The sequence below is a fragment of the Streptomyces sp. NBC_01210 genome (assembly GCF_036010325.1).
Classification (GTDB): Bacteria; Actinomycetota; Actinomycetes; order Streptomycetales; family Streptomycetaceae; genus Streptomyces.
The window spans coordinates 6,245,769-6,259,227 of record NZ_CP108549.1; the positions used below are offsets into that span (position 1 = coordinate 6,245,769).

At 67.2% G+C, this 13,459-nt stretch carries 4 protein-coding genes; 3 read left to right on the plus strand and 1 reads right to left on the minus strand.

Annotated features, from left to right (window positions below; all coding sequences use genetic code 11):
• Positions 1 to 173 precede the first annotated feature (173 nt).
• Positions 174 to 3,485: a hypothetical protein gene (locus tag OG735_RS28590; RefSeq protein WP_327326006.1), complete on the minus strand. Its 3,312-nt coding sequence runs from the start codon at positions 3,483 to 3,485 to the stop codon at positions 174 to 176.
• Positions 3,486 to 3,792: 307 nt separating this feature from the next.
• Between OG735_RS28590 and OG735_RS28595 the strand changes: the two genes are divergently transcribed.
• The 3 genes from OG735_RS28595 to OG735_RS28605 all read left to right on the plus strand — a co-directional run bounded on the left by OG735_RS28595 (position 3,793) and on the right by OG735_RS28605 (position 13,377).
• Positions 3,793 to 10,653: a polymorphic toxin-type HINT domain-containing protein gene (locus OG735_RS28595; RefSeq protein ID WP_327326007.1), complete on the plus strand. Its 6,861-nt coding sequence runs from the start codon at positions 3,793 to 3,795 to the stop codon at positions 10,651 to 10,653.
• Between the two features lie 2 nt (positions 10,654 to 10,655).
• Positions 10,656 to 11,111, plus strand: coding sequence for a hypothetical protein (locus OG735_RS28600; protein ID WP_327326008.1), 456 nt, complete (start codon positions 10,656 to 10,658; stop codon positions 11,109 to 11,111).
• 1,018 nt (positions 11,112 to 12,129) lie between these two features.
• A complete protein-coding gene (locus OG735_RS28605; protein WP_327326009.1) occupies positions 12,130 to 13,377 on the plus strand; it encodes a helix-turn-helix domain-containing protein in 1,248 nt (415 codons plus the stop codon).
• Positions 13,378 to 13,459 lie beyond the last annotated feature (82 nt).

Consider the following 13,459-nt stretch of genomic DNA (forward strand, 5'->3'; position numbering starts at 1 on the left):
GACCGGCGAGGAAGACCGCACCCGCTCCGTCATGGACGCCGTGCTCGGCGGCCTGCGGACCGGGTGCGGACTGGTCGACAATCCGAAGCACGACGCATGGGCAACGCCGCCGTGACCCGCGCTCGCCACGCTGCCCTGATCGGGGCAGCGTGGCGTGTTGGCTCTTGGGTGGGTCAGTGGATTGCGGTGATGTTGGTGCTCCAGCTTGCGGCGCCTACGAGGGTGGGGCTGCGGTGGGTGGTGGGTCCTCCGGGGTAGAAGAGGAGGCAGCCGGTGGGGCAGGTGGTGGTCGCGGCGGTTCCGCCGGCGGTGACGTAGTTGACTACGAGGTTGGGGTCGGCGTCGGTGGTGGCCCAGATGTCGCCGTAGTGTTCGCCGGTCTTGGGCTGGAACTGGCGGTAAGTGACCGGGTTGGTGGGATCGTCGGGGTCGGTGTAGGTGTTGATGGTCACGGCGCCTTGGGCGTTGCCCGCGGAGGCCAGCCGGGGGCGGTTGGTGAGGTTCCAGCCCTGGCCTGCGTAGCTGGTGCGGGTGGTGAGGGCGTAGACGCCGCTGGTGATCTTCCCGGGGTAGAGGAACAGGGTTGAGGCGGCGGGGTCTCGGGTGACGATGTCCATGATGCCGTCGTCGTTCTGGTCGCCGACGGCGAGGACGTTGAGGTTCTGCCAGCCCGCGCTGCCGATCTTGGTGCGGTTGGTGAGGTCGAAGGGTTCGGTCTGGTCGGTGGTGCCGTCGGCGAGGGTATTGCCGGTGTAGAGCCACAGTTCGGCGTCGGCGCAGTAGCTGTTGGCGCCGATGTCAGTGGTGCATTCGATGGTGATCAGGTCGTTGCCGCCAGCGTGACCTGCGGTGTTGTTCTTGTCGATGTCACCGGGAGTGAGGATCTGGCGGGTGCGGCGCCAGTCGGTGCCGCTGTTGAGGTCGGCGTGGACGAGTTCGGTGCGGGACCAGGTCCAAGGGGTGCCCAGGCCATTGCCGGGGTAAAGATAGAGTTTGCCGTCGCGCAGCCGGGCGATGGTGTCCTCGTAGCCGTCCGGTGGGGCGGTGGTGCCGGTGAAGCCGGCGAGGTCGCCGCCGTGGGCGACCAGGGAGTAGTCCCAACCGCCGGTCCCGACCATCTGCGCGGCTGCGATGGCGCCGGTACCGTCGCCGGCGTAAAGCAGGAGTTGCTTGTTGCTGTCGGTGGCGAGCAGGTCAGGGTAGCCGTCGCCGGTGAGGTCGCCGTGCAGGTCCTTTCGGGCGAGGCCGGTGGCGGGGTTCTGCCCGGCTGCGTAGACGAAGTCCGCCTTGGTGGTGGCCAGAATCGTGGTCTCGACGCCGTTGTCAAGCGGGGAGTGGTTGCCGGCCTTGTCGTAAGCCAGGACGTGCAGCGCGGTGTTGGGGTAGCCGGTGGGGATGACATCGATGGTGGCAGTGGTGGCACCGGAGGCGACGGGGACCCAATTGGCCGCGTGGCAGCGCTCACTGGAGACGGAAATGGGGTGGTCGGCGGCCCAGCAGAACCCGGCCAGGTCGGTGGCGGGGTTGGAGACCTTGAAGCGGACCGTCTTGCGGGCCGGGTACTTCACGGTGGGATCGCCGGCCGGAGTGCCGTCGGTGTGAGTGATGGTGACCTTGGCGGTAGGGCCTTGGCGGTCGACGTTGAAGGCGCAATCTGCGGTGTAGGGGCTGTAGGTGGTCTCGCCGTCCTTGGCGCGTACCTTCCACTTGTAGCTGCCGGACACGAGGTTCGCGGCGGAGACGCTGGCGGTGGCGGTCTTGCCGCTGGAGACGGCGGCGCCGTTGGTGACGGGTACGGCGGCGCCGGTGGTGGTGTTGGTGACCGAGAACTGCGGGGTGATGGTGCCGCCGTCCTTGTCCGTGAGCTTGGCGGTCAGCGCCAGGCCGCTGTTGCCGATGATGCCGCCGCAGGGCACCAGCTTGTTCTCCTCGGCACTGGGCACCCAACTTCCCTCATAGGCGGCCTGGTTGGCCACAGTGGGCAGGAAGTTGTAGGTGACCTCCAGGACGGGGTCGTTCTCGAAGCGCTTGAAGCTGTTGACGCTGCCCTCGTGGGTGTCGGCGGCTCGCAGCCCCAGCGTCAGGTTGCTCCAGCCGCCATCGGCGGCCTGCTGGACGGCGCTGGTCAGCGCGGCGCTCTTGAAGTCGTGGCCCAGCACACCCGGACAGTAGGTCGCGTTGCCGCCGGCGAAGGAGTCGGCGTCGAGTTTCGTGGTCCACCAGCCGTTGTTGGTGTTCCAGGAGGGCGTGGTGGTCAGGGAGTTGGTGCTCCACAGTTCGGTGGGTCCGGCGTCGGAGGCGCTGCAGCCCCAGGAGTGAGTCTCGCGCACCGCGAAGGTGGCGTCGAGGATGTCAGCGCCACCCAGGCCGCCGGTGTTCATCTGGAAGAACGACCGGGTTCGGCCGTCGCCGTTGTTGCCGACCCGCGGCTCATCGGCGGGGTTGGATGAGTTCCACCCCGAGCCGTTGGGGAAGGTCCCGGATGGCTCGGCGGAGTAGACCACCGCCCACTTCTCCCGAGAGCCGCCGGAGAAGATCGGGTCGACGATGAGCGGGAACTGGTCGGCGCCGGCCAGCAGTTCGGCATCGGGCGTCAAGGTGAGAGTGTTCCCGGTGACGTCGGCGGCCACCGGCGCCGACGCTGGGGCCTCCCCGTCCACGGCGTCGGCGGCCACGGCGTCGGCGGCCAGTGCCCTGGCCGGGGACGGCGCAGGTTTGGCACCGGTGCCGTCAGCCTGGGTTGGGGGCTGCTCCCACATCTTGGGCTTCGGCGCCCTGAAGATGACGTTGCCCGCCGCGTCCTTGGCGAGGAGGTTGTCCCCGGCGTCGTCGTCCAGGCTCACCCCCTGTGCGGTGATGCCGAGTCGGATGCTCTTCAGCGCCGGGTTGGCGGCCGCCTGCGGGGTGTGGATGATCAGGTGCTGGGCGAAGCCGTCCACCTCTGCGATCAGCTGCAAATCAACGTCTGGTAGCACCGACTTGTAGGTCGCGGTGTTGCCCGCCAGGGTCGGCTCCGGCAGCGCGGTGGGCCAACTCAGCGCAAGTTTGATGTCGTTCTTGGCCATGGCGGCCATGGGGGCGCTGCCGCCTCCGGAGAAGGTGATGCCGAAGACCGGCGCGGCCGGGCCCACCGTGCCATCGGGGTGGCGGACCAGCGTGTCGTCGGCCTTCTGCCACTGGCGCTCGTACCGGGTCCAGACGGGGGTGGCGTACTGGCGGCGCGTGGTGGTGCCGTCCGGGTTGGCGAAGACCTCCCGGCTCTCCTCTCGCTGCTCCACAATCTCCACGCGCTGCCCCGACTCGGCGGCCCGCTTGAACGCCTTCAGCTCCGAACTTGCAATGGGCGGAGCCGAGTTCGATGTGTCATCGCTCGCGGCGGCGGTGGGGAGGGTGAGTGCGGTGGCCGCGGCCAGGGGAATGCCCAGGGCCATCACGGTGGCTATTGGGCGTCTGAGGCCACTGGCCCAGAATCTGTGGTGTTCCATCGGGACCTCTCGTGGGTCGCCTGAAGGCGAGCTTGAACTGCGCAGATTATGCGACACCTCCCGGATTCCATACGGCGCACCGAAACTGGATCTGCGGAACCGCACCGGCGCGAAGGCTCCCAATTCAAAGTGGGGCCGGACAAGGCTGACCAGCTCAACTGGTGACGTCCGACGTGCGTTTCGAAGCGTTTGGCCGCCGACGGGCTCGGCCCAGTTGAATCTGCTGCCTCAAACCCTTGCGGCGATCTGTCCCGCCTCGCTTAGATGTGCAAGCTATTCGCGATTGATCTTGTTGGGGTGGGGATACATGTCGTTGCGCCGGTTCGCCGTGCCGTTTTCTCGTCGAAGAACGCACCGTTCTCAGCGGGGCAGTGCGCGGACGTCGGTGGTGGGGGCGACCTCAGCCGCGCTGATGGTGTCCCTGCTGACCGCGCCCGTCTGGGCGGCCGCAAGCGACTACCGGGTACGGGCCATCCCCAAGACCACCTCCGTCGAGGGCACCGACCTCGCCCCGCACAAGCGGCCGGTGACGCCGTCGTCGAAACCCTGGAAGCCGGCCCCGGTGACCTGGCCCCGGCCCGGCCGCACCGAAGTGGACCTGACGACAGCCGCCGCCACCGCCGGAAGCAAGCAGCGCGCCGGGAGCCTGCCCGTCAAGGTCGGCGCTTCGGTCGGTAAGCCCCTCGCGGGCACCGCCCCAACAAAACTCGGAGTGAAACTACTCGACCGCACGGCCGCGCGGCGCGCCGGGGTTGAGGGGCTGCTCCTGCAGGTCCAGCGCACCGACGGCCGGCGCGGTGCGAGCGGTGCCCGCATCGAGGTCGACTACTCCAGCATTCGGGACGCCTACGGCGCCGGCTGGTCCTCCCGCCTGCACTTGGCCACCCTGCCCGGCTGCGCCCTGACCACCCCCGACAAGCCGGCCTGCCGCACAGCGACTGCGCTGCCCACCACCAACGACACCAAACTCCACACCCTGAGCGGTACCGCTCCGCTGCCCGCGGCGGCCAGGACGTCCACCCTCGCAGCCTCCGACGGTGCGCCGGTGCTGCTCGCGGCGACCGCCGGGGCGAGCGGCGGCGAGGGTTCGTTCGCAGCGACCTCGCTGGCGCCGTCCGGGTCGTGGTCGGCGGGCGGCAACTCCGGCGGCTTCGCCTGGAATGTGCCGCTCAGTGTCCCTTCTGCCCCCGGTGGTCTGGCGCCGAAGGTGGCGCTGAACTACAACTCCTCCGCCGTGGACGGTCGTACCGCGTCCACCAACAACCAGTCGACGTGGATCGGTGAGGGCTGGGAGTTCTCCACCGGCTATGTCGAACGGACGTACGCCTCGTGTGAGGACGACAAGCAGGGGGGCAATAACACCGAGAAGGTCGGTGACCTGTGCTGGAAGTCGGACAACGCCACCCTGTCGCTCAACGGCTCCTCCAACCAGGTCGTCTGGGACGCCAATGGCAACACCGGCCGGCTGTCCGGCGATGACGGCTCGCGGGTGGAGCGCCTCTACGACACGGAGACCAACAACTCAGGGGATGCGGACCGCGAGTACTTCAAGGTCACCACGCAGACCGGCACCCAGTACTTCTTCGGCAAGAACCGGCTGCCCGGCTGGGCCAGTGGTAACGCCGAGACGAACTCGGTGTTCACCGTTCCGGTTTACGGCAACCAGGCCGGCGAGCAGGGCCACGCCGCAGACTTCGCCTCCTCGGCCGAGATCCAGGGCTGGCGGTGGAACCTCGACTACGTCGTCGATCCGCACGGCAACGCGATGGCGCTGTACTACGCGAAGGAGGGCGGCTACTACGCGCAGAACAACAAGATCGACGCCTCGCAACCCTACGATCGCGGCGGCTACCTCACCAAGATCGACTACGGGCTGCGGGCAGGCGCCGTCTACAGCGCGGCGAACCCGGCCGGCAGGGTCACTTTTACCTCCATCGACCGTTGCCTGTCCGACTGCACCTTCGACGAGGCCCACGCCACCAGCTGGCCCGACACCCCCGTCGACATGAACTGCACCAGCAGCACCCAGTGCCTGCAGACGGGGCCGGTGTTCTGGTCCCGCAAGCGGCTGAGCTCGATCAACACGTACTCGCTGGTCGGCACCACGATGCAGCCGGTCGACACGTGGAATCTGGTCCAGTCTTTCCCCGCCACCGGGGACACCTCCTCGCCGTCGATGTGGCTGGACTCAATCCAGCGCACAGCGAAGGCCGGGGCACTCGCCGACATCACACTCCCCAAGACGACGTTCACCGGTGAGCTGCGGGCGAATCGGGTGGATGCGGCGGAGGGCCGACCGCCGCTGAACAAGAAGCGCCTCACCGAGATCACCAATGAGACCGGCGGCCAGACGCTGGTCACCTACAGCGCCGCCGAGTGCACCACCAGCAACCTGCCCACCCCGGACACCAACGCCAAGCGGTGCTATCCATCCTGGTGGACACCCGAGGGTGCGGTGGACCCGGTCAAGGACTTCTTCCACAAGTACCTGGTGACGCAGGTCGTGGAGGACGACACCACGTTCGGCACCGGCTCCGCCTCCAAGATCACCTCGTATGAGTACGCCGACGGCCCGAAGTGGCGGCGCGACACCGGCGAGTTCACGCTGGACAAGCACCGCACCTGGTCCGAGTTCCGGGGCTATGGCACCGTGCGCACCTTTGTCGGGGCCACGAACCGCACCAAGTCTGAGACGGCGTACTTCACGGGCATGGCCGGGGACACCCTGGCCGACGGCTCTGCCCGCCCCGTCCCCACCATTAACGGGATCCCCGACCGAGACGACTTCTCCGGGCGCGCGGCACAGTCGCGCACCTTCGACAAGGACGGCCCCGGCGGCAAGGTCGTCGCGAAGGCGACTTTCACCCCTTGGCAGTCCGGCGCCACCGCCACCCAGACGGTGACCGGCATCACCGACCCCGACAAGCCCAACGATCCCGGCCCGGCGCTGCCGGCCAAGACGGCCCACTACTCCGGCACTGCCACCGAGGCCGCCGCCACGTTGCAGGATGACGACACCACCTGGCGGACCCTGACCACCACCCGCACCTACGACGCCACCTACGGGCTGCTCATTTCCGAAGGCGACGACGGCGCCGGCACGGTCGAAGCGAAGTGCGCCCGCACCTCCTATGTCACCCCCGACACCGCCAACTGGCTGATCGGCTATCCCTCCCAGGTCACCACGACCAACCACCAGCCGTGCTCTGGCGCGTATGCCACCACCGCGGTCACCGGCTCCGCCCGCACCTCCTACGATCTGCAGGCCGTCGGAACCGCGCCGAAGGTCGGGCAGGCGAACGAGACCAAGACTGAGCAGGCTGCCAAGACGGACACCGGCGGGGCCCTGGTATGGGAGACCACCGCCCAGAGCACCTACGACACCCTCGGCCGGGTCAAGACTGCCAAGGGCCAGGACGGCCAGACCACGACCACCGACTACGTTCCCACCAGCGGCGCACAGCCCACCAAGGTCACCGTCACCAACCCCAAGGGCTACGCGACGAGCAGCGAGTTCGACGGTCTGCGCGGTCTGATCCTGAAGGCCACTGACGAGGCCAACGGCCGCACCACCACCACCGCGTATGACGCGGCCGGCCGCCTGGTCAAGGGTTGGCGGGCCGGGCGGGCCACCACCCTGAGCCCCAATGTCGACATTACCTACACCCTCTCGTCGACCGCTCCGTCCGCCGTTACTACCAAGACCCTGTACGAGAACGGCACTTGGGGCACCGGCATCGCTCTCTATGACTCGTTGCTGCGCGCGCGTCAGTCGCAGAGCGACGCCATCGGCACAGCTGGTCGTGTCGTCATTGACACCTTCTACGACGATCACGGCCGCGCGTACCGCACCAACGCTCCCTTCTACAACGCGAGCGCCGCCTCGACCACCGCGCTGGTGGTGACCGACAACCAGGTCCCCAGCGCTTCGCTCACCGAGTACGACGGCCGTGGTCGCCCTAGCGCTGCGATCACCCTGTCCCTCAACGTCGAGAAGTGGCGCACCACCAACACCTACGGCGCCACCTGGAGCGCCAGCGTGCCGCCCATCGGCGGTACCGCCACCCTGGGCGTGAGCGATGTGCGCGGCCGATTGGTCGAGCAGCGGGAGTACAAGGACCGCACGCCCCTGATCGGCGATGCGGCCACCGGGTACGAGAAGACCACCCGGTCCTATGATGCGGCCGGGAATCTGAACAAGGTCACAGACACCTCCGGGCGCAACGCCTGGACCTACACCTACGACCTGCGCGGCCGAAAGATCCAGAGCGCGGACCCGGACGCGGGCACCACCATCACCGGCTATGGCACTGACGGGCGCGTGCAGACCAGCACCGACGCCAGAGGCGTCACGCTGGCCACCACCTACGATGTGCTCGGCCGCACCACCAGCCTGCGCAAGGACTCGGTCACCGGCACCAAGCTCGCCGAATGGACCTACGACACCGCACCCGGCGGTAAGGGCCTGCCCGCCACCTCGGTGCGCTACGACACCACCGTCTCCCCCAACCCCGCCTACTCCACCGAGGCCACCGGCTACGACAGTGCCGGGGAGGTCACCGGCACGAGGGTGAGCGTGCCATCGGTGGTCGGGGAGGAGAAGCTCGCCGGCACCTACACGCTGGCCGGCACCTCGACGGCGGTGAACGGCCTGCCGCTGACCACGACCTACAGCACCGGCAACAGCAACGCCACCACCGCATTGCCCGCCGAGACCGTCACCGCTCACTACGGAGCCCAGGACCAGCTGGCGATCGTCGACGGCACGCTGTCTCAGGTGTACCTGCGCGGCGCCCGCTACACCCCGTTCGGGGAGCTGGCCCAGGCATCTTTGGGCAACAGCGGCGCCCAGGTCATCCAGACCAACACCTACGACGCGGTGACCCGCCGACCAGATCGCTCCATCGTGGACCGGGAGAGCACCGGCCCGGCGACCCTGTCGAACATCCAGTACAGCTACGACCCGGCGGGGAACATCACCCGCATCCGCGACGACCAGAACGACGGCACCATCCTCGACGACCAGTGCTTCAGCTACGACTGGGCACGACGGTTGTCCGAAGCCTGGACCACCGGCGACGGCTGCACCACCAAGCCCGTCGACGGCAGCGGAACCCCCGCGCTGGGCTCCGTCGATCCGTACTGGACCAGCTGGACCTTCACCGATACCGGTCAGCGCGCGAGCGAAACCCAGCACAAGGCCGGGCCCATTACCGCGGACACCACCCGCACCCACACCTACCCCACCACCACAGGCGCCGCCCAGGCCCACGGCGTGCGCTCCGTCACCGCCACCGGCGGGACCACCGGCACCACCAACTACACCTACGACAACACCGGCAACCAGCTCACCAAAACCCCCTCCACCGGCGCCGCCCAGACCCTCACCTGGAACGACGAAGGCAAACTCGCCACCTCCACCCTCTCCGGCGCCACCACCAAGTTCCTCTACGACGCCGAAGGCACCCGCCTCCTCCGCCGCGACCCGAACGCGACCACCCTGTACCTGCCGGGCGGCCAGGAACTGGTCCTGAACAAGTCCACCCAGACCGTGGCCGGCACCCGCTACTACAGCGTGCCCGGGGGTTCCGCGGTGCGCACCAGCAGCGATGGCAAGGTCCGGCTGCTGGTAGCCGACCACCACAACACCAACCAGCTGTCGATCAGCGCCACTACGCTTGCTGTAAACCGCCGCAAGTCGATGCCCTACGGCGGCGCCCGTGGCACAGCTCCGGCGTTCTGGCCAGGTCAGAAGGGCTTCGTCGGCGGTGACATCGACCCCACCACCGGCTTCACGCATATAGGCGCCCGAGAATACGACCCCTCGATCGGGCAATTCATTTCCGTCGATCCCCTCCTCAGCCTTGAGCAGCCCCAAAGCCTGAACGGCTACAGCTACGCCAACAACAACCCCACAACCGCCTCTGACCCCAGCGGTCTTGAGAGTTGCTATCCCAACTACTGCGCCGGAAGCAATGGCACATACGGCGACTACAAAGCAGAGGACGATCCGGCATCCTCACAGAACGGCGGAGTCGACCACGATGCGGAGCGTCAGCAGAAAGCAGTTGATGACTGGGTCGACCAGAACACTCCAGACACCAACGAACCGCAGAGGCTGCTCAAGCGTTGGGACACCACTGGTAGGCAGCCGAATCAATCCGGCGAGTACTGGCAACCCACGGTCAACGGCGCCGAGGACGGCAGCGGAGGCGTGCTCTGCTACGGCCGCCTCGGCTGCGAGAAGGCTGCCGACTACCTGGAGGAGACGGGGGATGTAGCAGGCGCCAAACGCGTCGCGGCCCTGTACTGCGTTGAGCACGCGGGTGAGTGCAATAAGGACGCCAAAATCCGTGGCTTCGTCGAAGCCGCCTATCACCTTGTTCAAGACGTGATCATCGCGCTCGAAGGTCTCAAAGCAGGACGCCCTCCGGGCGGAAACTGCTTCCTGGCCGGCACAGACGTGCTGATGGCTGATGGCAGCACCAAGGCCATCGAAGACATCAAGGTTGGCGACAAGGTAATCGCAACAGACCCGGAATCGGGTCAGTCGAAAGCTCAAGAGGTAACCGCGACCTTCGTCACCGAAGGCAAGAAGAACCTCGTCGATCTGAAGATCGAAACAAAAGATGGCATCGACTCGCTCACCGCGACCGAAGGGCACCCGTTCTGGGTGGCCTCCAAGCATGCCTGGATCGATGCTGGTGACCTCAAGACGGGCATGACCCTACGCACCGATGTCGGTGCCACTGTCACCGTGAAGGAAATTCACTCCTTCACTAAAAACGTGCCTACCTACAACCTCACCGTTGACGGGTTCCACACGTACTATGTACTCGCCGGTACCACTCCGATCCTCGTTCACAACACGAGCTGCCCTGAATATGAGAACCCGGGGCATCACGATCCGACGGGTGGCCCGAACGCTTATATTCCGAAGAAGGCGGTGCTGCCGCCTGACGCAGGGGCGCAATTCGCGGACAGTGTCCTGGTCGACGGCACCAGGTGGACCAAGGTTGGTTCCGGTAAGAGTGCCGTCTACTACCGTTACTTCGATGATGGCAACGGTAAGTGGCACTGGAGTGGCAGTACCAACGGCATGACGAAGTCGGGTACACCAGTGCCGATTCCGATGAGTCGCGTTCCCATTGAGATCAAGAGAGGCTAGGTATGAGGTTCTTGACCGACGACGGTCGATTCGGCCTCCTTGTCGCCCCGTTGAAGGGGCGCGGCATGTTCCGGTTCCAGCTCGTCATCGACGGTCGGTTGATCGGTGACACCGACCCATGCATTCTGGGTACGGCTATGGCTAGGCTGGGAAACCTTACGCATCTGGATGACGATAGGCTCGACTTCCTTTTCTCAGACATGGATGTTGTACTGTCTGCGTTGCTCACCGAAGAAGAGCTCCACGACCGCACGACTTTGTCCATCGCTGAGTCGCTGGACGACTGGTTGATCCACGGCTACGTCTACAAAGGGAACGTAGTGATGGTGGCGCGGGGTGACGGGGACGGCTCGTTGACCGGCCCTACGCTAGTCTCCGTTGTGGCATCCGCCGAGTACGAGCCGATCATCGAGGCGGCTCGCAGTTATTGGTCGAGGGCCAGCAATCTTTCCATATAGAAGTAGATCTCGCAGTGCTGCCGCGTCCGAGTTCACCTCGGCTATCAGGCCTGCGGGCTTGAAATTTCTCGAGAAGAGGGAGGAATTTCTTCTAGGGAAGGCCAGCTCCTATGTACTCGCCGGTGACGCGCAGGTCCTCGTTCACAACAATTGTGATCCTTGTTTCGAGGTCGGCTCGAATCGGTAGGCTCTGACCCTCTCTGGTGAGAGTGTCCAGCCAGCGTCACCGGGCGTGAATCTACGTGGCAAACCTGAAGCCCCATCAGGCGATGCCTGGTGGGGCTTCAGCGTGGTCTGACGGCAGTAGTTGACGGCAACGTCAGCGGACGGGCGCTGCGCAAGGCGGCAGGTCGTCGCTGTCGTCGGGCTGGCCGCCGTCCTCCGCGAGGCTGCGCAGGGCGTGGCCGAGGAGGCCGATGGCATCGCGCTGGAGGCGCAGTCGTATGTGGACGTAGACGGTGGCGTGACGCCGATGTGGGCGTTCCGGCGGATGAGCTGTTCAGAGTTTCTTTACTTGATCAAGGCGGCCCGCTGGCGCGGCCCGCGCGCGCTCCGGCCCCTCGGGGCCGCCGCCCGCTCTGTCTCCGCCCCGCGGGCGACGGCCCCGCCGGTCCGGGCGCGCAACAGCCAGCAGAGCGAACCACCCGGGGCTCTGCCCCAGACCCCGGCCTTCTCTCCGAGGGGCAGGGGGCCGAGCACAGATGCGGCTCCGTTGTGGTGAGTGATCACGGGGCGCGGGAGGGGGCCCTCGTCGCCCGGTCGCCGGAGGCGTACCAGGAACCCCCGGGGGCCGCCAAGGCCAAGCGCTCGCGTCACGGTGTGAGCCTTGGCGGCCCCGGGGAACGCTGGTACGGCGAAGCTGCCCGACCGACGAGGGACCCCCCTCCCGCTCAGGCCCGGATGCTGCCGGAGTCCGGCCCGTGACGTGGTGGGGCACCCCCTGCGGGTGGGTGTCTGCGGGATTGCCCCCGGTTGATGCGCCGGCCGGGCGTACCGTGGAGTGGGAGGTGGTGAGTTGATGGTTTCGGAGCTGGCCGAGAACGTCCGTAAGTACCGGCGTCGCGCGGGGATGAGCCAGGAGGAACTGGCCCACGCCGCAGGGGTATCACCGGGCACGGTACGCAAGGCGGAGCAGGGTGGAACGGTCCGTATGGAGACCCTGCACACGCTCGCCCGTGCGCTGGGGGTGACCACCGCCTCGTTGATGGCGTCCGATGCCCCCGAGCCCGTCGGGCGGGGTGAGGAGCCGAATCGGGTCAACCTGATCCAGCTCCGTGTTGCTCTCACCCCGGCTGTTGGGCTCGTGGACCCGGATGCCGATGTCGTCGGCGAGGAGCCGAATCTGCGCATCTTACGGTGGACCCTGCAAGACGTGCGGGTGCTGTACTTCTCCGACAGCTACGCGAGCGTCGCGGCCCAACTGCCCGGTCTGCTGCGCGATGCCGCACAGGCCGTCGCCTACTACGACAGCGGGGACGAGCACCGTCAGGCCCTGCTGGCCCGCGCCGAGGCGCTGCGCCTGGCCGGCACCTACCTCACCCAGGTGCGGCAGTACGACATCGCGTACGCCGCTGTGCGCGGCGCCATCATGGATGCCCGTCAGGCCGGAGACATGCTTGCGGCGGGCTCAGGTGTCGGCTGCATGTGCTGGCTGCTGGTGAGGCAGGGAAGGTTGGACGAGGCGGAACAGGTCGCCGCCCAGAGCATGGACGCAGTGGAGCCGAAGATCACCGGGGCCGAGCCGGACCACTACGCGGTGTGGGGTGGCCTGGCGATGGAGGCCGCGGCCGCAGCCGCGAGGAACAACCGTCCCGACGAGGCAAAGGGGTATCGTCAGGCCGCCCGGGTCGCGGCAACCGCGGTCGGGACGGCGCATCGCAACGTCTCCCGGCACTGGTCTGTCTTCGGGCCAGTCACCGTCGCCGTCAAGGCACTCGAAGACTCCCTGGTCATCGGCGACGCCCGCGCGGTGGTGCGCAAGGCGGGCGAGCAGGAGGAGCTGTCGCCCAAGGCGTGGAAGCGCCTGGGCAGGCCCAGCACCAACGACGGAAACCGCTTCACCCTCGATGTGGCGCGCGCCCATACCCGGACCGGCGACCTGTCCGCCGCCATGGACGAGTTGACCCGTGCCAGGGAAGCCGCCCCGCAGTGGCTGCGGCACCAGAACGGGGCCGCAGAGACCATGCAGGAGATCCTGGGTAAGCGCAAGCGCACCCTCACGACGGAGATGCGCGAAATGGCCGACTACCTGGGCGTTGTCGGGTAGCCGCCACGCAGCGTGGCAGTTCGTGAACCAAGAGTCGCGAACTGCCGTGGCTCTCACCTGGGGTGACAGCCAGTCAGTACCT